This is a genomic window from Citrobacter sp. KH_055_1 (assembly GCF_057838705.1).
This window is the reverse complement of sequence record NZ_CM174473.1, coordinates 1,067,718-1,092,191: the sequence shown is the minus strand read 5'-3', so window position 1 is coordinate 1,092,191 and position 24,474 is coordinate 1,067,718. Positions and strand designations below refer to the sequence as shown.

Below are 24,474 nucleotides of genomic sequence, written 5' to 3'. Positions count from 1 at the left end.
GCGATCTACATCAGAATTATTAACTATATACTGCATAAGGATGAGAAATAACCCCCTTAAATTAAGTTGATTCTCACTCACTTATCCACGAAGGAAATCAGGACGGGTCAAAGATAATAAAAAAGCCACGACTTATCGTGGCTTTTTGCGTTCACACCGCATCAACAATTAGTCAAACACCCCGTTAATCACCGAGGTCACAATCGCGGTGCTCAGCGCAATCAGCACCAGATTGTCGCCCACCACCTGCCATTCGTAGCCGGGGTAATAGGGCAATTGATTGAGCATCGAGGCCGGAACGTTCTTCTTCGCAATACCCGGAGGCAGCGGCTTGCCACGCGCCAGGTTTTTGGCGATGCCAGGAGGAAGCGATTGATACCCGGTCAAACCGTATCTGACCGCATACTGTCTTGCCACATTAAAGCTAATATCGCTATCAACATGATCCGGCTTGCCATAATTTTTACGTTGTTCAGATTGCTGATTGTTTTTTGAACCTGAATTGCCTTTCTGACTATTACCGCTATTACCCTTGTTACCATGATTACCGCTGTTACCGTTTCCGTTACCCGGGTTAGCGAATGCAGGCATGGCGCACATCGTCATCGCAGCAACCGCGACCAAAGCGGTTGCTAAAGTACGAAACCTGGACATGATGATTCCTTAATATAGAGGTACCTTTAAAAGGTACGATACTTCGTAAATGCCAGCCATCCCTATAGTTCCGATTTATGTGCAAAAAAAGCGGTCCCTGTCCCGGACAGAAAAGGCATCATCGTGATGTAAGATTTGTTGACGTAACCCGCTATTCCCGATAACTCAGATCTTCATGTGACTGACAGGCGATCTGAGTTTTTGGGAATAACTTCGCGAAAACGGAGAGAAAACGGCGTTTTTTTTCGGTTAAGCTATGTTCATGCTTTGGCGCTACCACCCGGTCAAACTCACTACCCAGGAACTAATCCACCATGGCTAAAAGTATCCCGCAGCTGCCACATGACCCACATATGTGCCGCAGTTATGAAAAAAAGACGCGTAGCCCACTGGCACTCTATTCCGAGTATCAGCGTATGGACGTCGAGTTGCGGGCGCCGTTGGCCATGACCTACAGCCACTGGCACGGCCAGGTTGAGGTGAATGTTCCGTTTGATGGCGACGTAGAATACCTTTTCAATGATGAAGTGGTTCGGAGTAAGCAGGGCTACATTACTCTATTTTGGGCCTGTACCCCTCATCAGCTCACTGACCCTGGGCACTGTAAACAAATGGCAATATTTAACTTACCCATGCATTTGTTTTTATCCTGGCCGCTGGACAGGGAACTGATTAACCATGTAACTCACGGAATGGTCATTACATCATCAGCATCACAGCAACTCAGCGCGTTTGAAGTTCAGCGCTGGCAGAATGAACTCAACAGTGATAACGAGCAAATTCGCCAGCTCGCCATTGATGAAATTGCCCTCATGCTCAAGCGGTTTAGCCTTTCAGGCTGGCAACCTTTATTGGGTAATAAAACATCACGTACCCAGAAGAACAGTATTTCACGGCACTCACAGTTTTACGTAAGCCAGATGCTTGAGTTTATTGCCGCCAACTGCGACAAGTTGCTGACGGTTGATGCCATTGCCGAACACGTCAAACTCAATCCAAACTACGCGATGGGCATTTTTCAACGGGTGATGCAACTGACCATGAAACAGTACATTACCGCCATGCGTATTAATCATGTACGCGCGTTACTGAGTGACACCGATAAAACCATACTCGACATCGCCACGATTGCTGGCTTTCGCTCCAGTAGTCGTTTTTATAGCTCATTTCATAAATACGTTGGTATGCCACCACAACAGTATCGCAAACTCAGCCAACAGCGGCGGAAGCATTAACCTTATGTGGAGAAATAACGAGTCATCAGAACAATTTATCCTATTACTACCCGGAGATGACAGTCAAAAAAAAATAAATAAAAAATAGAAAACCTGGCGCAGTTAATAAAATAACATTCGCTATTAACGCGAGTCACTATGTCATTCAATTATTGGATGAGCTGTAGCAGGAATTTATTTGATTTGTAGAATCATTAACTATTTGGATGGAATTATGGAACCAAAAAACTGTGCTTTAAAAAACCGGAAGGAATTATCTTTCTTTTGGTCAGTGTTACCGATGGTCGTCATGCTAGGTGGAATTAGTATCGGATATTTTATTTTTAATATTCGTGCAGAACCCATGATTTTAATGGGCACGGCGACCGCCTCATTTATCGCTCTCGCACACGGCTATACGTGGGACGATATTCTACAATCTATTTGTAATAAAATATCTGAGGCGCTGCCTGTCATACTGATTGTCGCGAGTATCGGCTTCTTGATTGGAGCGTGGATGGTGTCAGGCACCATTCCCATGATGATTTATTATGGTTTGAAGTGGATTAACCCACAATATTTCTATATTTCGGCTTTTTTGCTGGGTGCACTCATCTCCGTCTGTACCGGGACTTCCTGGGGATCGATCGGTACCGTTGGCATTGCCATGATTGGCGTCGCGATTGGGCTTAATGTATCGCTACCCATCGCAGCAGGGGCTATCGTCTCAGGTTGCTGGTTTGGCGATAAACTCTCTCCCGTCTCTGACTCCACAAACATGGCCGCACTGGCGGCAGGCGTAAACCTGTACTCGCATATCGGGCATCTGCTGTGGACCACCGGTCCAGGTTTTGTAATCTGCTGTATTATTTACAGTTATATGGGAATGGGGATTGATGCCTCGTCAAGCGTACCTGAAAATATTACCCATTTGATGAATACTATTGGCCAGATTTATCACTTTAACATTCTACTACTGCTGCCACCGATTATCGTTTTGTACGGTTCGCTGTCAAAGAAACCAGCGATTCCTATGTTATTTCTGTCAACTATCGTGTCGATGATTCTGGCGCTAGTCTTTCAGGTATTTACCGCCGCCTCGGTCGGCGAATCGGTGGTCAGTGGCTTTAAGCTCGCGATGCTCACAGGCGATACTGTCCCTGCACTGTCAGCTGATGTTGCTCGCTTACTGGAACGCGGTGGCGCAATTTCCATGTTTAGCAGTTTCGTTACCGTTTTCAGCGCCTTTAGCTTCGCCGGGGCGATGAGTGCCACAGGCTCTCTACACACCGTCATTAACGCACTGACGAAAGGGGTTAAATCCACATTTCGTCTGGTTGCCACCACTATTGTTACCACGTTCACCATCTGCGCCTGTACGGCAAACGGCACGTTACCTCTATTGTTGTGTGGTGATGCCTTTAAAGATGAGTATAAAAAACGGGGTCTTGCGGCAAAAAACCTTTCTCGAACAACAGAAGACGCCGGGACAGTCGTTGAACCCATTATTCCCTGGTCTGCTTCCGGTGTTTACTGTGCCACGATGCTGGGCGTCGCCACCCTCGATTATTTACCTTGGGCAATCTTATGCTACAGCGGGGTCATCTTTGCACTGCTGTGGGCGGCGACAGGTATTGGTATCGCTAAGTATGAATCCAATGACGACGCTGAGTATAGAGTTGAACAAAAATCCTAGCCTCGTTCTGTACATAAATAGACTTCGCTAATTTTGTGTTACTTAAATTTTATTTTTAGAGACCTGCCAGGAGTCAGCAATGTCTTTATTTGACGATATTGTCACAAGGGATGCTAATTGTCGTAAGTACGGGCAATTACAACAGATGTACGGTACCAATGATGTATTACCGCTGTGGATTGCAGATATGGATTTTGCCACACCAGAACCCATTCTGAATACGCTACGGGCTGTTATAGAACAGCCCGTTCAGGGCTATAATCTGGATTACCCACAGTGGAAAGAAGCGGTTATTCATTGGTATGCGCAACAGTATGACAGTAGCGTTCAGGCGCACTGGGTGCATTTTGTTCCGGGGGTCATCAAAACCATCGTACTATCATTGATGGCTCTCACCCGTTCAGGGGACAATATATTGACCTGCAGCCCAATATATGACCCCTACCCCAACCTGGTCAAAACCAGCGGCAGAAATCTGGTTCAAACTCGCCTAATTGAGAAGGATGGCGGTTACGAATTTGACTGGCATGATTTCACTGAGAAGCTTAAAACATGCAAAATGTTTCTTTTTCCTTCTCCGCATAATCCCGGCGGGATGGTATGGCGCCGCGAGACGCTTGAAAGAATAAGTGACTATTGTCACGACGCGGGCGTCATCGTGATCGCGGATGAAGTTCACTGCGATTTGACCTTACCTGGCAAAACACACCACCCATTTTTCACCCTCAATGAAAGGTTAAACAGTCAATCGATCGTACTTGCCTCTATCAGCAAAACTTTTAATACCGCAGCGATACAAGGCGGTATCGCCATTATCAAGAACGATGAACTGCGCGAACGGTTCTATCATTTTCTTGATAACTGCTACCTCGCCGAGACCCATTCGTTACAGCAGGCGGCCATCTACAGTGCCTATACTCACTGCAGTGACTGGCACCAGAAATTATTGACCTATCTGGCTGACAATATAGCGTATGTAAAAGATGAAATTGAAAAGCACTGCCCCTTGATCTCGATTCTGTATGGCGGCGCATCCTATCTGCTGTTTCTGAATGCTGAAAAAATGGGCCTCAGTGATGAGCAACTGAGCGCTTTTTTTGTCCATGATGCCCGGCTTGGCCTGTCGCCAGGTTATCAATATGGTCCTGGCGGAGAAGGCCATATGCGATTAAACGTTGGTTGTCCGCGTTCTGTACTGGAGGAGGCCATGGACAGACTCAAAAAGGCATACCAGAAGAGGCTGGACGCGTAGCGCTATACCCAATATTTGCCCTGCTAAGTCAGGGCAAAATACCCCAAAGATATGCCCTGACCGGCTATAAATACTTCCTCTTCTCTGCGCGAGTGTTAAACTGGAAAGTGTGATCTTCATCATAACCTGCTTAAACAGAGAAAAGAGACACTGCTATGCAACATATCATTGAGGGCTTCCTCAACTTCCAAAAAGAGATTTTCCCTCAACGTAAGGAACTCTTTCGCAGCCTGGCCTCCAGCCAGAATCCTAAAGCACTTTTCATCTCCTGCTCAGACAGTCGTCTGGTGCCAGAACTGGTTACGCAGCAAGAGCCAGGACAGCTTTTCGTTATCCGCAACGCGGGCAATATCGTCCCTTCTTTTGGCCCGGAACCGGGCGGTGTATCTGCCACCATCGAATACGCGGTCTTGGCGTTAGGCGTGACGGATATCGTTATCTGTGGGCACTCCAACTGTGGTGCGATGAAAGCGATTGCTGAAAGCCAGAGTCTGGATCCGATGCCTGCGGTCGCCCACTGGTTGCACTACGCCGATGCGGCGAAAGCGGTAGTCGAGAAGAAAACCTGGGATAACGCAATCGACAAAGTGAATGCCATGGTGGAAGAGAACGTTATCGCTCAACTGAATAATATTAAAACGCATCCGTCTGTCGCGGTCGGACTGCGTAATAATGCGCTGCGTCTGCACGGCTGGGTGTACGACATTGAAAGCGGTGAGATCCGTACACTGGATAAAAACAGCAAAACGTACGTTTCACTGGCAGACAATCCGCAGGTGCATTTCGAGTAAAATCTTTATCTGGAGCAAGGATGCTCTGGCAACGTCACGCCGCCCCTTCCCCCCGCCACTCGTTCCGTAAGTGGACAAAAAACGCGCTTGCGACTAGCTTTTAAATTAACCGTAAATGTTGCCGTAAGGGTACCCGGTGAGTTAAAGCGACAAAAGGAACTCGTGCGAATGCAGGCCAAATATAAAAAAATAATAAATATGCTTTTTTATCATGAGTCGTGGGACATCATGATTATCAAGGATAATGGTTCGCATACCTTTCCTACTAACACGTTGGATATACTGAAGCGTACCCCTGCGCAGCAACTTAAAAAGAAACACACCTTTCAGGCCGATCCTTTCATCATTGAAAGAGATAATAAAGTTTATATTTTTTATGAGGCTTTACGCTTCCGTAATTCGAAGGGGATCCTACGCTGCCGTATACTCGATGCCGACTTAGCGGAACTCGATGATGTGAAGCTCGACGGTTTCGATTATCTAAAATGCCATTTATCCTTTCCTTTTGTATTTGAGAACAATGGCCAGCTCTTTATGATCCCTGAGTCTTCAGAAAGAAAAGAGGTTATTTTATTTCAGTGCGTAGATTTCCCGCAACGCTGGAAGGCGATAAACGTTTTAATCTCGGACGAAGCATTAACCGATAACGTATTTTTCTCACTACACGGTGCCTGTTATCTGTTATCGACGACAATGAATAATGAGCTGATGATCCATACTGCCGAGAGCGTGAGCGGTCCGTGGCAGAAAATCACGCCCACTTTGCAGTTGAGCAACCTGCATCAGCGAGGCGCCGGGGCGCCCCATAACATCGGCAATACACTGTACTTTCTCACTCAGGAATGCACGCCTGAAACCTATGGAAAATCAATTTACATCAAAGCATTAGTCACGCTAAACGCATTTTCTTTTGATGAAAAGCTTATTGCACAGGTCAATGCCGCCATCAACCAAAGCGACGGTGTACATACCTTAAACTTCACGAATAACTATCTTGTCTACGATAGTAAAATAAACACCTTTAGCTTGTTCGCAATATTTAAAAAAATATCATACAAGTGTATGATCGCATACAGAAACATATACCATTCCCGGCAGCATCATTGATTCACTGGATTTTAAAGTGATATAGGTGGAAAATTGCTCGGGCGTATAGCATTTTTCTGGAGACTGTATGGCAATTCTTGTCACTGGTGGCGCAGGTTATATTGGTTCACATACCGTGTTGACGCTTCTCGAAAGAGGTGATGAAGTTGTGATCATCGATAACCTCTCAAATGCCTCACAAACATCATTACATCGGGTCGCGGAACTCACCGGCAAGGAACCCACAGTTTACATTGCCGACGTTCTGGACAGAGAGGCATTAAAAACGATTTTTTCACACCATGACATTAGTGATGTCATTCATTTTGCTGGGTTAAAATCAGTTTCAGCATCCATAAAAGAACCCCTCGCGTATTATAATAACAATGTCACCGGAACGCTGGTTTTACTGAGTGAGATGCTGACTGCGGGTGTTCACAGCCTAATCTTTAGCTCTTCCGCAACGGTCTACGGAGATCCGGAAAGCGTGCCGCTCAGCGAACAATCGCGCACCGGGGGAACAACGAATCCGTATGGCACCTCTAAATTAATGGTCGAACAGATTCTGGCGGATTTTTCCCGCGCACACCCTGAATTTCGCCTCACCTGCCTGCGCTATTTTAACCCCGTCGGAGCCCATTCCTCAGGCCGAATTGGTGAGGATCCAAATGGTATCCCCAACAACCTGGTTCCCTATATTTCTCAGGTTGCGATTGGCAAGCTTGAAACCGTGTCGGTGTTTGGCAATGACTACCCAACCCCGGATGGCACTGGGGTACGTGATTATATTCACGTGATGGATCTGGCAACCGGCCATTTAGCGGCTTTGGATTGCCAGAATAAAGGTCCAGCCTATAAAGTGATAAACCTCGGTACCGGCATCGGCTATTCGGTGATGGATCTTATTGCCGCTTTTGAAAAAGCGGCTCAACGAAAAATTAATTATCAGATTGTTGCACGAAGACCCGGGGACATCGCCGAATGTTGGTCTGACCCGTCGCTGGCGCGCGAAGTACTGGGCTGGCAGGCTACCTACACGCTTGATGACATGATGCGCGACACCTGGAACTGGCAGAAAAATAATCCTGATGGTTATCACGCTTAACACCCATCAACAATGAGCCTGCGGGCAGGCTCATTGTTGCTAATGGCTAACGCGCCGTGATCGTCGACACACGATACCATCCGCTGCTCTGCTTCCCTTCATTGGCAAAGTTAATTCTCGCGGCGCCCGACTTATCCACGATCGCCACTTCAATGGCGTATTTTCCTCTCGGTAACGCACCGGGCATAGGGAGTTGATAATTCAGCTGATGTTGACCCGGCAGCCAGCGACGAATGTCTTCCGGTGAATTTCCCTGAGCAACAACATTGTTAGCATCATTAATAATACGAAATGACAGGGTGTAAGGAAGGTAAATCGGCGCAACGCCGTCATTATACCAGGTACTGATCAGCGCCAGGCTGCGACCATTTTCCCATACTGACTCATGGCTCAGAGAGGCCAGACGAAAGCGATAGCCCAGCCTGGTCAGTGCATCATCGACAATCGGCCGATACTCACTGGGCACCGTTCGCGATTTCAGGTTGAGGGTACTGGCATGATGCTTCACCGCCCAGTCAAAAATCCCCTGCACCTCTGCGCGCGTATAATGAAAAAGATTCTTCCAGTCCAGCATATACGAACAAATTTCCAGACTCACCGGCGATCGTTTCCAGGCATCGTTTAACCCGGAATAACTTTTCTGCGCAGCCAGCAATCGTTGCGGGTAATCATCTGCCATATGATTCCAGTCATTAGAAAACACACGCAGGTCGCCCCAGCAGTCCGCGCGCCATCCAGCCCCTCGCGCCACCGCATTGGCCAGGCTTTGCCCACCACTCATCAACATAATTTTTGGCGTTACGGGAAATGCAGCAAAGTGCATGGCGACGTAGCGATCTAGCTGCTCGGTGGTATATCGTTCCAGCAAGGGTTGCAGCACATCTTTCGGGAAGTTGCTGTTATGCCATTCTCCCCACGATCCCACCATGCCAATATCGACAAACGCCAGGTTCTGATTACCATCGTAGCGCTTGCCAAAAGCGTTCAGCAGACGTTGGCTGTAGGCTATAAACAGGGGATCGTCGAGATCCGGGATAAAGGTTTTATGATCGGGCGTCCATTTTCCTTTCACCCCTTTTTTAATCAGCCAGTCGGGGATCTGCGAGCCGCTTTCAGGCTCCGCAAGGGCCATAAACCGCAGCCCCACGTTCATCGCGGGCCGATGCGCCGCCGCATATTTAAAGGCATCATCAACCAGCGCAAAATTGTACTGGCCTTCCACTGGCTCCAGTTCCCGCCAGTAGAAGCGTTCATATTCAAACCCGGTATTAGGGTAATCCGCCAGGCCCAACGTTTCACCATAACCCTGATGAAAACTGGCCACCCCTATCCCGGGGTTGGTCAGCGGACCGGTTACGGCTTTGGGAGTGACGGTGGTTAATGCAGCCATGGCCGTCAGCGGAAAGAACACACTCAATAGCGCCAAACCCCATTGACTCTTCATCACCGTAACGCCTCCACCCGTTGGTTAACGCTAGTGGTTTTTCAGGCTTAGCCACCAGTCCCAAATACCCACATGAAAATTCTGGAACACATCAATACCCAACGCGGATTTGATCATATACAGCGTCAGCAATACGCAGCAGGTAACGAACAACACAACAAACAGCAGTAACAATGCGATCAGGATATTGGATAGCGTCGATTCCCGACGATGCCAGTGACGTAAATCCCTGCCAAACAAAAAGACCAGGTAAAAACGTCTACCGAAAAAGGGAAAGCTTCTACGAATATCAACCTGGTGTCTCGATCCCAGGGTAATAGCAAGGACCGCTTTTTCTACTCCGTCTTTTTGTTCGGCGGTCAACCCCTGCGAGATCTTCTCATCCAGTTGAGCATAAAATCGTTCAATGACGGGCGGTCGGTTCTGAGAGTTGGGCAAAATTAACCTATATCTTTATCAATAGCGTGATAGACGGTGACTGTTTGTCTGGCGATTTCATGCCAGTTATAGTTTTGCAAATATACACTATAGTCAACGCTATTTGCTGTCGCCCATCTCGCCATTTTCCCGGCCAGACTCGCCAGATTACCCACCTGAAAATACGCCTCTGCGGGTAACTTGACCTCCAGATTCGCCGGAATATCGCTCACCACCGCAGGCAGAGAAAATGACATTGCCTCCAGCAGCGCTATCGGCAACCCCTCATGATACGACGGCATGACAAACAGTTTTGCCTGCGAAAACACCGCCTGAAGTTCATCGCCGCGTAAAAATCCGGTCATCACCACACCTGGCGTATCAGCGGCCTGCTGTTTGAGACGAATACTGTATTCGGTCGGGTGATCCGCATCGCCAATTAACACTAATGGCATCGTCAAACCACTTTGTTGGTAGGCTGAAATGGCATCATGCATGCCTTTTTCTTCCACGAATCGCCCCACCACCACAAGATAGTTTTTCGGCTGGAGACCATAACGCGACAGCGTCTGGTGAAGGGTATGTTCTGATAATGTTCGCGGTGCGTTCACGCCATTGTGAATTAAATGCGCATCATAGCGGCGATGCTTATTCTGGATAAGCTGATTAATAACTTCAGATATTACAATCACTTCACTGGCATATCTCACCGCCCAGCGTTCACCGAGCAATAATATTTTCTTTGCCACATACCCCCATTTCTGGCGGTCATAGTCAGGTCCATGATGGGTGAAAACGACCTTCTTGCCCAGTAACCGCAATAACGGAACCACTAACCCCGGACCAATAGCGTGGACGTGCACGATAGTCGAGTGGTCAAAACAGGTGCTGAACGCGGCTAAAACGGAATGAACAATCGCTTCCAGCGAGCGTTTTTTAGGTGCCCACAGCGCATGGGTTTCGACATTCTTATACGATGAACGGGTGTAATTCACGTACGGTGAGCGGGCGATAACACAAATATCAACATCGCATAGCCGTTTAATTTCCGGATAAAGATGTTGGCAGTGTGTTTCCACCCCACCCAATACATCGGGAATACCGCGCGTACCAAATACCGTTATTTTTTTACGCATATTATGGCCTGCCCAGCAGTTCTTTATACAGTGCCTGCAACGTTTCCATATGACCACTGAGCGCATATTTATCACTCAGCCGTTGACGTCCATTGATGCCCATTACCCGTGCTTTCTCCGGGTCTTCGACCAGCGTATCCATCGCCTCTGCCAACGCCTGCGCATTACCCGGCGTAAATAATATCCCTTCAATACCATCGCGAATTTGTTCAGGGATCCCGCCAATACGTGAGCCAATGACCGGCTTGCCTAATGACATTGCCTCTAACACCGCCATCGAACAGTTTTCATAACATTCCGAAGGCAGGATCACCGCCCGGGCATGTTTAATCAGTTGGTCCAGGGCTTCCCCTTGTTGTACATAGCCTAAAAAATCCACGTCCGGATATTGGGCAATCAACTCGTCATGTAACGGGCCATGACCGACAATTTTCAGCGGCGCCGGGTTACGCATTTTCTGGTGAGCGGCCAGCAACGTAGCCACCCCTTTTTCCCGGCTCAGGCGGCCTAAGTACAGCATATAACCTTCATCACCAGTCGTCTCCACGGGCCGGCTGTCATCTACGCCATTGACGATGACATCGATACGCGAATGCGGCAGCACACGTAGCAAAATGCCGCGTAAAAATGCGCTGGGGGACACGATCACATCCAGCGCCTGATAATTTTGTGCAATGTATTGCCAGGTAGCCTCTAAAGAGAGCAGTAAACTCCTGGCGGCAGACCCTTCCTGACAGCGGTATCTGAAGGCATTGAAGACGGTCCCGGTAATACAGGCATCGCACACTTTCCCGTCGCGTAGCATTGAGTATGAAGGACAGACAATTTTATAGTCATGGGCGGTCAGTACCGTTTTACAGCCAAAATTGCGTGCGACTTTAATTAGCGCTGGCGTTAGCTGATGATAGATATTATGAAAGTGAACGATATCCGGGCGTTCTTTTTGCAGCAAGACCTGCATTTTTCGACAGGCTTCGGCGTTATGAATAAAGTTAACCGCCGTTTTAATACCGCCTAACAGGTTACTGTCTGTATGGTAATCAACATTTTTGACAAAAAAATCCGCATACTCCGAGGGGAAATTTTTCTCATGCTGCATCGAAAAATCAATCACCTGCACGCCGGCCTTTTTCAGCATCTCGCGTTCCTGAAAATAAACCGTTTCCGCCCCGCCCTTTATAAAGAAAAACTTGTTAACCAATAAAATTTTCATTTCATCCGCTCTTTTTATTGTTGAATGATTTTACTGTTGGGCGGCGTCAGCGGATCGCGCACAGGATGAAGACACCCTTTCAGCAATCCCACGGAACGGACAATCATATTAATGACGCTTTGAACCCCATCGCTGAGAGAACGATTTTGCACAATTTTCCACAGTGTGAACGCCAGTAATGGCAGCAACACCAGGGTAATAATGCTGCCGTTGACGGTGACCAGTGAGGCAAGCAAGATCAACAGATACAGCGCAAATACCGCCTCATTTTTGACCATCTTGAGGGCGCGGGTGAAATACGGTGTTCCAAAACTACAGCGCAACAGCTCTCCCGGCGCCTGGTAATAGCCGCTCAACCACCGATGCTTCAGCATCTTGAAGGTCGGCAGGGTGTGTGACGTATGGCTAAAATAAGGGATATCCAGACGACGCAGTTTGTAGCCGGCATCGGTTAATCGCAGCCCCAGCTCGGCCTCTTCATAGGCGTGCAAATTCCGGTTGGTCAGATAGCCAATCTTTTCAATCGCCGCGCGACGATACAGCCCGCCGCCGCCTAAATGGTCACAATCGCCCACGGGATAGATCTGGTTAATGCGCTGTTTGCGGGATTTGAACTCATAGTTCACGGCATCATCCATTTCGACGGTTCCCGCCACGCCGGCATACTCTTCATGCGCCTGTAAAAAGGCGACGGCCCGATCGACAAATCCCTCTTCCAGCGCCATATCGCCATCCATCAGCAGCAGATATTCGCCTTCGCTATAAAGGTAGCCCAACTGGTGTCCGACACCGCAGCAGCGATCGCCCGGCTCCGTTAATGACACCACCGTCACCCCTTTATTCACCGCCAGTTGCTGGGTGCTATCTGTCGACAGGCTATCAGCCACAATAATTTTATGCGGATATCCCACCAGCTGTCGGCGGATGCTGTCGATGGTTTTCTCAATACCTTTCGCTTCGTTGAGCGTTTTAATACTCACCGAGATAAACGGGATATTATCCATACCCTCCTCCTGCGCTGCGAAGAACGGTGCGACGAATCACTAAGCTTGAACCGAGCGATAAATAAAACAGGAACTGTAACATCGGCGTTATCATCAGGATTTGGCTATAAGGTAAGCTCACTAAACACGCGATCGCAAAAGCGTTATACGCTGGCGCAAAGCTCAACAGTTGCAGATCCTGCGGGTCCAGTTGTTCAAGCGCCAGTACCGGTTTCGGCTGACACACTTTTAGAATATAAATAAACAGACCGATAAACAGCAGCGTGCCAATCACGCCAATTTCCCACAGCAGCATACTCAGCGACGTGGAGTCCAGGATCAGGTTATAAACAATATTCAAAAACCCAGGTGATACCGAACTTCCGCTGTTCGTCGCATTCAGGCCGTAGCCAAATAGCGTACCGGACAGTCCCCACAGATCGTTATTTTTAAGCCAGAACAGAAACGTCGTGAAGCGGCCCAGTTCACCGGTCGACATGATGTAGTTGGGATCAAAGATATAGCTGAGTGAATCGATAAAAACGCTAAAGGCGCTTTTGGTCGGATCGCCGCCAAAAGCAGACGAATAGTACCAGGCCAGAATCATCACCGACAGACCGATGAGTACCAGCATGCCAATAACAATCAGCAATAACGTTTTGAGATTAATTTTACTGACGTCTTTAACATAGCTCGGAGAAATCCACACCCAGGCCAGGAACAGCGGTGAAAGCAGGATGACAAACTTCACTTCACCAATAATACACAGCCCAAATCCAAGAATAATATGCAGCGCCATCGATTTAAACGTCGTCAGCCCGTGTTTATATTCCGAGAGCTTAAGCAACATAATCAGCAGGCAAAATAACCCCATTGCCGCCGTATTACCGCCGCCCATTGGGTCGCCACCGAAGGTCCCGACCACCGAGTCCCATTTTTCCTCTTCGCCGCGCTGCGCCACGCGCTGGGGAACCACCAGTAATACCTGATAAATCATCACCGGGACCTGGGCGTAAAACACCCAATACAGATAGCGTGTTGCCCGATAAATCTGTGATTCCCGGCAGAATCCCAGCAGTAAACAGATCATCACCAGCGACAGTGCTATCTCGTTTTTAAAGGCCACAATCGCGACGGTTACCCCGCCCTGCAGCAGGGTTGAAGCCCCAGCCAACAGCAGAAAAGAGAAATACAGCGCAAGAATAATGGTCTCCTGGGCATCCAGATGCAGCGGGCTCTCACGCGTTTGCATCACCATTAATCCGACCATGAGCAGCGTCAGGAAAAACGGGATCCACAGCACCGACTGCATACCGGTAAAATATTGCACCAGTCCACACAGGATCAGCGTAATAAAGGTATAGGCCTGTAAATAATATCCGGTATTCAGAGTCATAATATCACCGGCTTGTCTTTCAGCAGATTGGCGCGCTGGTTCATTTTGAAATAAATAAACCCATAGCGAATAAATGTCAGCGCAGAGAACAAGATGACTGACGTGGCATAGTCTTTATAAAAATAGGGCACCACCACAAAAGCGACTAACACAATCGCCAACTGTTCCAGCTGAATACGCAAAAAATAACGATGGGAGCCAAAAATAAGTTCAATTACCGTGAGTGGGCTGATTGCCAGCGCCGGGAACAAATAGGGCAACATATAGCGGGATGTCTCAATGGAGTTAATCCAGTCCTCGCTAAACCCCAGCCGCATCACGATGGGATAGAAAATAAACACCCCGAGCGTACAGACCACCCCAAGCACTAACAGCAGCAAACGCACCTTTGTATATTCCTGATAATTAAAGGTGTTATTTCTGAAATCAATAGACCACTTGGAGAAAATGGTATTGCGCACTGCATTGCCGATGATCACCACCGGTGCCAGACAGAACCGACTGACGACGGAAAAATAGCCCGCCGTCAGCGCCGAGAACCAGAAGTTAATCAGCATAATCGGTAAGTTGCTGCTGGCCATCGCCAGCACCTCAGCGCTGCCGACCTTGCTGATGTGATGAATGTTTTGCTTAAAAAATCGCCAGTTATTCAATGGATGCAGATGCCCAGACGTCACCGAGCGGATATCAAACGAATGCAAAATACAGCTCGATGTCAGTAGGATCATCGCGCACGCCCACGACCAGTAAAAGGTCTGTACCTGATGCGTGAGCAGTACCGAGAGCACCACCACTACCGAAACCGAAATACGCTGAAAAATCAGAAAATAAAAATTGGCCGTGCGCAGCGATAAGTTTTCTGAGATTAACGCCCACGCCGTAGAGAGCGTCAATAAATAGAGAAACAGGATATTCTGGTGAAAAAACCACGCAGTCAGTACAGCGTAGGGCAACGCAATCAGCGTGCTTTGCAGCAGGCAAAACACCACATTTTGCGCGAGACTGTCGTCCTGCTGCTTAGGAATTAACAGCTGTGAGGCAAAGGTGCAAACCTGCGCCCCCACCACGGCAATACTGTAGTTAAGCGCATAAAGCCCAACTTCGGCCATGTCATACTTATGTGAGATCAACCAGATAGACAGCGCACCAATCAACTGCGAGATGATTGATGAGCCAGCTATCGTGGATGCGCTCTTCAGTAGACTCATACGCGGCCTGGTGTCGTCAACAGTTGGTCAGTGCTGAAGTTCAGTGAACGCAGCCCTTCTTGCGTTTCGAGGTTTTTTTCTTCCACCCCGTTCAACACCGCGCCAATTACCACGCCCTGATTATCCTCAATCTTATCCAGCGCGCTGGCGATCGTCTGTGCCGTCCCCACACCGGCTTTCACGATGAAAATAACCCCATCGGCAGCGCGCTTAATCAGCTGAATATCCTGGCTCTGATTCACCGCCGCCACATCAATAATAATGCGCTGATAGCGCGACTTCAGCTCGCGCATCAAAGGCTCTACATTTTCCGACGACAGCATCAGTAAAGAGGAGATGGTGGACTTACCACGCGGGATAAAATCAAGATTCTCATGTATCGTCATCCGCGCGTTCTCCAGCACGATTTCGCCCCGTAGCAGCTCCGCCATGCCCGCAGATGCCGGTGTGGCGAGTTCATTCGTCAGGCCATTGTTATTAAAGAAGTCTGCATCAATGAGTAGCGTTTTCTGATCGAAACTAAAGGAGCTTGCCAGCAAATTTGCCAGCAGGGAACGCCCTTCACCGCGCCCGGCAGACGCCACCGCAACCGTCTGTAATGGCCGGCTATCCAGCATTATCCGGGTACGAATACCGTGAATAATGTCGGCATTCAGCGGGTTCTTCAAAATCATATCCCGTACCTGCGCGCGCCCGGTTGTCCCGCTAAACCGGCGGATTTCACCCAGTGGGGTGACGTTAAGGCGTTGACTCATACGGCTCAGGGTGCGAATGGAATTGTCCATTGCTGCTTTGACGATGAAGTACATAATGCTAAACACCACCGCCATCAGGACCACCATCACCAACAGCAATGACTTATTCGGTTTTACCGGTTTTAACGGCGGCACTGCAGGATCGTACAGCACGGCATCTGCATTGACACCGGACAACGACAGTTCCTGAGTGCGCTGATACAGCGATTTATACAGGTCCTCCATTTTGTCTAACGACAGTTTCTGGCTGTTATAGCCATCTCGTTTGGACGCCATTTGCTGGAAGATCTCTTTCTGCTGCGCCACCTGCTGCTGATAATTCTTTTCATCCGCCAGCGCGGCCAGATATTGCTGACGTAAGCCAACTTTCAGTTCGCCCAGCACCCGCCCGGTTTGACTTTGGATCGACTGAACGTCGGCTTCCGCTTTTAAAATCGTCGCGTGTTTCGGCCCATACAGTTTTCGCTGTTCCGACAGCGCGCGCTGCGCCTGAATCAACGCGATACGTAAGTCCTGAATCTGGGCGTGGTCAGAAACCGAGGGCAAAGAAATGATGCTCTCAAGGGTTCTCCCCCGGCCATTCACTTCGTTATAGACCGACTCCGCCGCAACCCGACGCTGGGTCGCATCGGCCAGACGATTAGTCACAATACTAAGCTGCTCGGTTTCAAAACCGTCAATACCGCGAAAGGTCAGCAGCCCGGCATTTTTCAGGTAGCCATCCATCGTCTCTTTTTGCTTCACGATCGCAGCCTGTAGCTCTGCCATCTTTTCCGCATTCAGCGCCTTCGCGTTCTCCACTTTCTGCCGTTTTTGCTCAACCGTATAGTTGATGAAAGCCTGCGCGACGCCGTTGGCTATCTCAGCCGATTGCTGTGCTGAGGGTGACTCATAGGAAATAGAGGCCAGATTGGTCGTGCGAATGCCGATGACCTTCAGATGTTGAGATAATGTCTTCAGCGCCTGATCGACTCTCTGTTGTTGATTATCCCCGCTATTAGCCCCCGCTGCGGCCAATTTATTGCCAGTAAAATCGGGATTTTCATCCAACTTCAGGTCGCGTACCGCCTGCTCGAGGATAATGCGTGACTGCATCAGCGCATATTGCGTTTCGTAATATCCGCTGCGCGTTGAATCAAAACCATCCACCTGTGGAAACGGCGAAACGTTATCGGCTTGTGCCTTAATCAGCACCGTCGCCGTCGAGACATACTTTGCTGACATCATGCTGATCAAGGGATACGCCACCACTCCGGCGATAATTCCGGTTAGCGCAATTTTCCAGGCGTTCTTTTTAAGTTCTTTGGCAAAGCGGGAGAGTTCGACTGCGTTTTCTCGCTTTTTGCCGTTTTCCACTATAGAGAGTTTCATCATTAGAAGAACCCCATGCCAATGATCACAACGTCACCTGGACGCACCGAGTGCGTTAAATCCACATTCTCCAGCAGCTGATGACTGCCCGCCTGGCGAATATTGATATCTTTACGGTCAGCGCGATCGGTAAATCCGCCCGCCTGAGCGATCGCTTTCTCCACGGTAAGCCCCGGCTCATACGCGAAAGCATTAGGGCTTTTCACTTCGCCTGATACGTAGTATTTACGAAATTCAGCGACGCTAACCGTCACCATGGGATTAACCATATATCCATTACGCAAGCGTTGCGTTAATTCCGCAGTCACCTGGTCCGGCGTTTTCTCTTTTAATGCGAGCGTGCCAATATAAGGGAAATTGATGGTTCCGCTTTTATCGACGATAAATTTCATGGTCATCTCGGGTTCGCCGTAAACCACAATATTGACCGTATCCCCCGCACCAAGACGGTAATCCTCTGCGCTTGCCGCAGGGTCGTCCGTTAATGGTGGCCTGGACGTTGCGCATCCGACCAACAGGATACTGAATAGAAAAAACGCGCACAGTTCTATTATTTTCATTTTAGATCTGAACCTTAGCTGTAAGCATAATCATAGAATTATCATAACCTAGCGTTCTGATGACTTCCTGATTGTCGTTGGGACCGATATAAAACGAGTCAGTATCCTTATTAGAATTCAATGTATCTAACTGATATTTAATTGCAAAATTCACTGACGGCGTGTAGTCATAGCTCATAGTTACGCTAAATACACCCCTTTTATCATGGCGATCCTTGTTCTGTTTTTTATAGTCCTCCATGGTGTATGCATAGTCGAGGAGGGTAGAAAAGCGATTACCCAACCAAAAATGCTGGTAAGAAATCCCATATTCAGTAACTAAAATATAGCCACCAACTTCCGACGGGTCTTTAATACTTTGCGACGAACGCGCGGTGAAAACAGACTGCTGTAACGGTTTCCACTCCCCTTTTATATCCCAGTTTAGACCATTAAAATCATGCGAATTTGGATCGTTTTCAAATGTTTTGTACAACCATGAAATATTCATGTCGACATTCGTTTTACCCGTCAACTGCGATTTCAGGCCGTAAAGCAAATAGTATTCATTACTGTCTTTTTCTGAGTTGTTATCGTAATGACGCTGGTTAGTAATAAAGCTATAGCGAAAACGTGTTCTCGACGTGTACTGGTCAAATATCTCCGCAACCAGGCTATTTTCATGCCATTCCTGCTGCTGAATGTAAGTGTAAAAATCTTCACTGGTATCCTGAACATCCGACGTATTACCGAACGTCAGCTTTTTGTATAACAACGCCAGTTCCGCTTTACCGCGCCCATCCGGCGCGCCGTAGCTGTAACGCAGTTCACTGTTGATAAAATTGGTCGTCAGTGGAGATTTAATCCCATACTGGCGAAACTGACTCGGCAAAAAGCCCTCAGTAATATCGCGACCACGATCTTCATGCCCAAGCGAATCTTCCAGATTCAGGGTTAGGCCGTGCATTTGTCCGTAACGCCAGGCACCGTTAAAACGGAAAAAATGATCGTTGTAGTTATCCGCAGAATCGCTGGAGTAGTGGCGATAATCCCCCGAATACATCAGCAAATACGTATCCTGACCGCGCTCGCCGATCATACTCAGCACGGGCGCAGCACTCTGAAAGGCGGAACCTTTCGCATCGCGGTTATGTGGCTGATATGTCACGTTATCATCATAACCATAATCCACAGCAACCTTGCCCTGGAAGTCGATCCCCGCAAAGCCAATGTGTGATTTCGGTGTCAGATCAGCCCATGCGGACTGCGATATCACGATCCCGGTAATAACGAGTATTTTAGTATGCATTCTTACCGACAAATCCTTTGAAAATAGTTTTAATAATAATTTTTATATCCAACCATAATGACCAGTTTTGAATATATTCAATGTCATACTGGACACGTTTTTCCATCTTATAGAGCGCATCGATTTCCCCACGAAACCCGTTAATCTGCGCGAGACCGGTGATCCCTGGCTTCACTTTATGGCGGATCATGTAATTTTCGACCTGCTTACGGTACTGCTCGTTATGCGTAACTGCATGCGGTCTGGGACCGACAATCGACATACTTCCCTGCAACACATTAATAAATTGCGGCAGTTCATCGAGCGAGGTGCGACGTAAAAAACTGCCGAATTTCGTCACGCGTGGATCGTTCTTCGTAGCCTGAATAACGGTGTCAGAATTCTCCATCACCCGCATTGAGCGAAACTTCCAGACCTTTATTTTTTGCCCACTCAGACCATAGCGGTCTTGTTTGAAAAATACCGGGCCGCGCGAGGTGAGTTTTATCCCAATGGCGATGACTAGCATCAGTGAGGAGATCATCACCATAATGAGACTCCCGAGTACCAGATCTTCAGTCCGCTTAATAAACGATCCTGCACCTTCAAACGGCGAGCTAAAAATGCCGATGGTTTGCAGGTTGTGGATCGAGCGCAGCTTGGACATATTGTTACTGTAGGTATAAAAGTCAGGCACAATATAGGTATCGACCGTGGTATCAGACATCATCGCCAAAAAATGACGAATGCGCTGTAACGCCACCATCGGTAGCGCAATATAGATCTCATCTATATTCCCATTTTTGGCTTCTTCAACTAAATTAATGACCGAGCCGCGAAAGGGGCTTTTTATTTTATCAACCACATCGCCACAACGATCTGGACTGCGCTCATCATAAAATGCCAGGTCTAACTTGATGTTGGCGTATTCCGTAGTCAACGCATTTTCCGCCGCCAGACCATTCTCGGTCAGGCCAATAACGGCAACGCGAATATGTTTCTTGGCTGAGTATTTAAAAAGAAAAAAACGAATAAAATAAAGGACAGGTAGTGGAATAAAATACCAAATGACAATAGCTGAACAAAAAGGCGGATCCAGTGCATTCAGATCCCCCAGCGACTGAGGATCCGCAATGGTCGTACGAACCCACTCATTACAGAAAATGGCCAGTAGCGTACACGCCAGCAGTCTCTTTTGGTTGCGCAAGCTAATGGTTTTGATCTTCTGCTGGTACATTTTGGTGTATTCAGCAAACAACAAAAACAGAAGTGAGAAGATCACACTGAGGATTACAATCGTCGAAAACGGCAGCATGCCTAGCAGTTTTGCGCTAAAAATTAGAGTAAAATTGATGACAAGGAAATCGACCAGTTTTATATAAACTGGATATCCTTGACTGCTAATCTTTAGCGAATTTTTAAGCATATCTCAGCCTATTATCGATTGATTTTAATTATTTTTTTATCGCTTGATATGGCTAATTATATCACAAGCTCAAAAATCGCAATGTCGGAGTGTCAGCAAATGTAATTACTAGTATTACAAATTGTGACTACAGTCTCATGAAAAATTCATACCCACTTGATTTAATTGAATATTATTTTCATGACCATTTGATTTTTATTATTAGAAATATATGATTATCTACAACGGATATATTATTGACAGATAACCATTCGTCGACTAGCAAAATAGGTTATGCCTGATTATTTTTAGCTGCTTTAACCCGCGACGCATAAAAACCGCACCCGCACGCCTAACCCTCCCAGAGTTTCACTGCGCGACAGTTGTGGGTGCGTACGGTGCAGGCGAGCAATATCATTGACCAGCGCCAGCCCAATCCCCGCCCCGGGAACATTGTCCACATTATCCAGGCGATGAAACGGTAACAGCGCCTGATGCACCCGATCGTCATCAATACCGGGGCCACTGTCTTCAACCACCAGCACCACGCTTTCTCCCTCACGCAGCAGCCGGGCGGTGACCATCCCCTGTGCAGGCGTGTATTTCAGCGCATTATCCAGCAGATTTCCGCACAGTTCGCCGAGCAAAACATCATCCCCTTCAATCCACACCGCCTCTTGTTCCCCTTCATAGCCGAGATCGATGGCTTTGCTGCGCGCCTGCGCCAGGCGGGTAAAACAGCTGGTTTGCACCACCTCAAACAGATTGACCGGTGAAAAGTGTCTTTCTCCCTGCTCTTTGCGCTTCACGGCAGAAAGCTGTAACAATCGCTCCGTCAATTGAATGGTGCTGTCGAGCGTAGTGCTCATGGCCTGTAAACTCTCATACCACTGCTGCGGCTGCGGGCTAGCAAGGGCTACCGCAGCCTGCGTTTTTAGCACCGCCAGCGGGGTTTTTAACTGATGAGAAGCATCTGCGCTGAACCGCTCCTGGCGCGATATCAGTGCGCGTAGCCGGTCAATGTAGCGATTGAAGGCCACGATCAGCAAACGAGTTTCCGACCACGGCAGCAGCTCCGGCAGTGGCGTCAGCAGCCCCGGCTCGCGGCGTACCATCAATGATGACAGCTGGCGCATCGGGCGTAATACCCGTCGCAGCAGCCAGCCGACCAGCACCAGCGTCAGCAGTACCAGCAACCCCTGGGATACCCAGGATGAGAACAGCAGCTGTCGCGCCAGATAGCGTCGTGATTGCAGCGTTTCGGCGACATAAATCTCCGCCATACCGACAATCCCGCCTTCATTCACCGGCTGGAGCAGGCGTGCCACGCGAATAGCCTCCCCACGATATTCAGTATGATAAAACCACGCCAGCGCCGGGTATAGCCGGGTGCGCGAGGTGGAAGGCGGCATCGCCGGCAAATCGTCATAGCCGGAAATGACCTTCCCCGTCGGATCCACCACTTTGTAGTACAGCCGATCGTTCATGTTCAGCTCAAAGCTGTCCAGTACCACCCACGGTACGTTGACTTCCAGGCGTTTATTGCGCACCACCAGCCGCTCGGATACCGTTCTCGCCGATGAGAGCAGCGTCCGGTCATACGCCTGGGTCGCCGCCTGCAGGGCACTGACATAGCTGTTAAACGCCGACAGCCCCCACAGCAGTAGCAGCGGTAAGCCAAGGAACATCAGCAGTTGCAAATACAGCGACTGCGGCTTAACCCACTTCATCACTGCGCTCCAGCACATAGCCCAGGCCTCGCAGGGTCGCGATACGCACGTCGCTGCCGTTCAGTTTTTTACGCAAACGGTGGATGTAAAGCTCAATACTTTCGGGGCTGACCTCATCGCTCAGGCTGAAGACCTGTTCAAACAACTGCTGGCGCGAGACCGGACGCAACCGTCGGTACATCAGCACCGTCAGCAGCGCCTGTTCGCGCGGCGTCAGCGCCAGCGGTTGTCCCTGCAGCAGAAAATAACCCTCATCATGAAACGCCAGCTCACCGAGTTGCTGTATACCCTGCACTTGCCCCGCGCTACGCCGCAGCAGCGCCCGCAGCCGGGCATCCAGCTCTTCAAGCTCAAACGGTTTTGCCAGGTAATCATCCGCACCGGCGTTAAGCCCCTTTACCCGATCCGCCACCGCACTACGTGCTGTCAGCAGCAAAACGGGAAGCGTTTGCCCGCGCTTACGCAGCCGCTGAACCACCTCAAGACCGTCCAGCCCAGGCATATTGATGTCCAGCACCGCCAGCGCATAGGTTTCACTGTGTAACAGGTGATCGGCCGCCAGACCATCAAACACGCAGTCAACGGCAAAACCGTTTTGCACCAGCGCTTTCTCCAGCCAGTGAGCGAGCTCACGGTTATCTTCCGCTAATAAGAGACGCATATCACATCCTGTAAAGTTTCTGCCGCATTGAAAGGGAATTGAAAGGTTAATGTTTTAACAATCACGCAACCGAACTGCTACACATCGGCTCACATAATCACAAAAATAATCTTCCGTACCCGAAATCCGGTCATCCGGCGTGAGGATAAATAATGAAAAAACAATTACTTCGTACCCTTACTGCAAGCATGTTACTGATGAGTACCTCTGTTCTGGCGGAACAAGCGCCTTCACGCACCGAATGTATCGCCCCGGCAAAACCCGGCGGCGGTTTTGACCTCACCTGTAAGCTGATTCAGGTGAGCATGATGGAAACCGGCGCCATCGAAAAACCGATGCGCGTGACCTATATGCCTGGCGGCGTCGGGGCGGTCGCCTATAACGCCATCGTCGCCCAACGCCCTGCCGAAGCAGGCACCGTGGTGGCCTTCTCCGGCGGGTCGCTGCTGAACCTGTCGCAGGGTAAATTTGGCCGTTACGGCGTCGACGATGTGCGCTGGCTGGCAAGCGTCGGTACCGACTACGGCATGATTGCCGTGCGCAACGATGCCCCATGGAAAACGCTGAAAGACCTGCTGACGGCCATGGAGAAAGATCCCAACAGCGTAGTGATTGGCGCCGGTGCCTCTATTGGCAGTCAGGACTGGATGAAGTCGGCGCTGCTGGCGCAAAAAGCCAACGTCGATCCACATAAGATGCGTTACGTGGCGTTTGAGGGCGGCGGTGAACCGGTCACGGCGCTGATGGGCAATCACGTGCAGGTGGTCTCCGGCGATCTCAGCGAGATGGTGCCCTACCTCAACGGCGACAAAATCCGCGTCCTGGCGGTGTTCTCCGACCAGCGTTTACCGGGTCAGTTAGCCAATGTGCCCACCGCCAAAGAGCAGGGATATGACCTCGTGTGGCCGATTATCCGCGGCTTCTACGTCGGACCCAAAGTCAGCGACGCCGAGTATCAATGGTGGGTGGACGCCTTTGCCAAACTCCAACAAACCGATGAATTTAAAAAGCAACGCGATCTTCGCGGTCTGTTTGAATTCAACATGAGTGGGCAACAACTCGACGCCTACGTGAAGAAGCAGGTCACCGATTATCGTGAGCAGGCAAAAGCCTTCGGTCTGGCTAAATAA

Annotated in this window: 21 protein-coding genes; 7 read left to right on the top strand and 14 right to left on the bottom strand. The window is 49.0% G+C overall.

Annotation, left to right across the window (positions count from 1 at the left end):
* Nucleotides 1–168: 168 nt before the first annotated feature.
* The gene (locus AC3ITF_RS05205; protein WP_135911556.1) at nucleotides 169–654 is read right to left on the bottom strand and encodes an anti-virulence regulator CigR family protein; all 486 of its coding nucleotides are present in this window, start codon (nucleotides 652–654) and stop codon (nucleotides 169–171) included.
* Between the two features lie 314 nt (nucleotides 655–968).
* Here AC3ITF_RS05205 and melR point away from each other — a divergent pair, with 314 nt between their 5' ends.
* The 6 genes from melR to galE all read left to right on the top strand — a co-directional run bounded on the left by melR (nucleotide 969) and on the right by galE (nucleotide 7,798).
* Nucleotides 969–1,889: a transcriptional regulator MelR gene (gene melR / locus AC3ITF_RS05200; RefSeq protein WP_489176189.1), complete on the top strand. Its 921-nt coding sequence runs from the start codon at nucleotides 969–971 to the stop codon at nucleotides 1,887–1,889.
* Nucleotides 1,890–2,103: 214 nt separating this feature from the next.
* The gene (gene nhaC / locus AC3ITF_RS05195) at nucleotides 2,104–3,564 is read left to right on the top strand and encodes a Na+/H+ antiporter NhaC (RefSeq protein WP_117343215.1); all 1,461 of its coding nucleotides are present in this window, start codon (nucleotides 2,104–2,106) and stop codon (nucleotides 3,562–3,564) included.
* Between the two features lie 79 nt (nucleotides 3,565–3,643).
* Complete coding sequence (locus AC3ITF_RS05190) at nucleotides 3,644–4,816, top strand: MalY/PatB family protein (protein WP_181517923.1); 1,173 nt, start codon at nucleotides 3,644–3,646, stop codon at nucleotides 4,814–4,816.
* A 155-nt stretch (nucleotides 4,817–4,971) separates the two neighbouring features.
* A complete protein-coding gene (locus AC3ITF_RS05185) occupies nucleotides 4,972–5,607 on the top strand; it encodes a carbonic anhydrase (protein WP_146717362.1) in 636 nt (211 codons plus the stop codon).
* A gap of 168 nt (nucleotides 5,608–5,775) precedes the next feature.
* Nucleotides 5,776–6,714, top strand: coding sequence for a glucosamine inositolphosphorylceramide transferase family protein (locus tag AC3ITF_RS05180; protein ID WP_489176188.1), 939 nt, complete (start codon nucleotides 5,776–5,778; stop codon nucleotides 6,712–6,714).
* A gap of 67 nt (nucleotides 6,715–6,781) precedes the next feature.
* Nucleotides 6,782–7,798, top strand: coding sequence for a UDP-glucose 4-epimerase GalE (gene galE / locus AC3ITF_RS05175; protein ID WP_182295506.1), 1,017 nt, complete (start codon nucleotides 6,782–6,784; stop codon nucleotides 7,796–7,798).
* A 46-nt stretch (nucleotides 7,799–7,844) separates the two neighbouring features.
* Here the strand turns inward: galE and AC3ITF_RS05170 are convergent, their stop codons facing one another.
* The 13 genes from AC3ITF_RS05170 to tctD all read right to left on the bottom strand — a co-directional run bounded on the left by AC3ITF_RS05170 (nucleotide 7,845) and on the right by tctD (nucleotide 23,344).
* Nucleotides 7,845–9,242, bottom strand: coding sequence for a DUF4832 domain-containing protein (locus tag AC3ITF_RS05170; RefSeq protein WP_341517045.1), 1,398 nt, complete (start codon nucleotides 9,240–9,242; stop codon nucleotides 7,845–7,847).
* A 30-nt stretch (nucleotides 9,243–9,272) separates the two neighbouring features.
* Entirely contained in the window at nucleotides 9,273–9,680 is a 408-nt protein-coding gene (locus AC3ITF_RS05165; RefSeq protein ID WP_117343210.1) for a hypothetical protein, read from the bottom strand.
* Between the two features lie 2 nt (nucleotides 9,681–9,682).
* A complete protein-coding gene (locus tag AC3ITF_RS05160; protein ID WP_489176187.1) occupies nucleotides 9,683–10,795 on the bottom strand; it encodes a glycosyltransferase family 4 protein in 1,113 nt (370 codons plus the stop codon).
* 1 nt (nucleotide 10,796) lies between these two features.
* Entirely contained in the window at nucleotides 10,797–12,008 is a 1,212-nt protein-coding gene (locus AC3ITF_RS05155; RefSeq protein ID WP_115257672.1) for a glycosyltransferase family 4 protein, read from the bottom strand.
* Between the two features lie 14 nt (nucleotides 12,009–12,022).
* A complete protein-coding gene (locus AC3ITF_RS05150; RefSeq protein ID WP_181631944.1) occupies nucleotides 12,023–13,012 on the bottom strand; it encodes a glycosyltransferase family 2 protein in 990 nt (329 codons plus the stop codon).
* Nucleotides 13,005–14,387: a capsular biosynthesis protein gene (locus AC3ITF_RS05145; protein WP_137362631.1), complete on the bottom strand. Its 1,383-nt coding sequence runs from the start codon at nucleotides 14,385–14,387 to the stop codon at nucleotides 13,005–13,007. The genes AC3ITF_RS05150 and AC3ITF_RS05145 overlap by 8 nt, the downstream gene beginning before the upstream one ends.
* Nucleotides 14,384–15,595 (bottom strand): lipopolysaccharide biosynthesis protein, encoded by a 1,212-nt coding sequence (locus AC3ITF_RS05140; RefSeq protein ID WP_489176186.1) that lies wholly within the window; start codon nucleotides 15,593–15,595, stop codon nucleotides 14,384–14,386. Before AC3ITF_RS05140 ends, AC3ITF_RS05145 begins: the two co-directional genes overlap by 4 nt.
* Complete coding sequence (locus AC3ITF_RS05135) at nucleotides 15,592–17,721, bottom strand: GumC family protein (RefSeq protein WP_489176429.1); 2,130 nt, start codon at nucleotides 17,719–17,721, stop codon at nucleotides 15,592–15,594. The genes AC3ITF_RS05140 and AC3ITF_RS05135 overlap by 4 nt, the downstream gene beginning before the upstream one ends.
* A 2-nt stretch (nucleotides 17,722–17,723) precedes the next feature.
* Nucleotides 17,724–18,281 carry a polysaccharide biosynthesis/export family protein gene (locus AC3ITF_RS05130; RefSeq protein WP_096756031.1) on the bottom strand — a complete coding sequence of 186 codons (558 nt, stop codon included), beginning with the start codon at nucleotides 18,279–18,281 and terminating at the stop codon, nucleotides 17,724–17,726.
* A gap of 1 nt (nucleotide 18,282) precedes the next feature.
* Nucleotides 18,283–19,569 carry an outer membrane beta-barrel protein gene (locus AC3ITF_RS05125; protein WP_146717367.1) on the bottom strand — a complete coding sequence of 429 codons (1,287 nt, stop codon included), beginning with the start codon at nucleotides 19,567–19,569 and terminating at the stop codon, nucleotides 18,283–18,285.
* Nucleotides 19,559–20,974, bottom strand: coding sequence for an undecaprenyl-phosphate glucose phosphotransferase (locus AC3ITF_RS05120; protein ID WP_137362629.1), 1,416 nt, complete (start codon nucleotides 20,972–20,974; stop codon nucleotides 19,559–19,561). Before AC3ITF_RS05120 ends, AC3ITF_RS05125 begins: the two co-directional genes overlap by 11 nt.
* A 296-nt stretch (nucleotides 20,975–21,270) precedes the next feature.
* Nucleotides 21,271–22,683 (bottom strand): sensor histidine kinase, encoded by a 1,413-nt coding sequence (locus AC3ITF_RS05115; protein ID WP_174361363.1) that lies wholly within the window; start codon nucleotides 22,681–22,683, stop codon nucleotides 21,271–21,273.
* The gene (gene tctD, locus AC3ITF_RS05110) at nucleotides 22,670–23,344 is read right to left on the bottom strand and encodes a transcriptional regulator TctD (protein WP_115257666.1); all 675 of its coding nucleotides are present in this window, start codon (nucleotides 23,342–23,344) and stop codon (nucleotides 22,670–22,672) included. Before tctD ends, AC3ITF_RS05115 begins: the two co-directional genes overlap by 14 nt.
* A gap of 152 nt (nucleotides 23,345–23,496) precedes the next feature.
* Between tctD and AC3ITF_RS05105 the strand changes: the two genes are divergently transcribed.
* Nucleotides 23,497–24,474 carry a Bug family tripartite tricarboxylate transporter substrate binding protein gene (locus AC3ITF_RS05105; protein ID WP_096756026.1) on the top strand — a complete coding sequence of 326 codons (978 nt, stop codon included), beginning with the start codon at nucleotides 23,497–23,499 and terminating at the stop codon, nucleotides 24,472–24,474.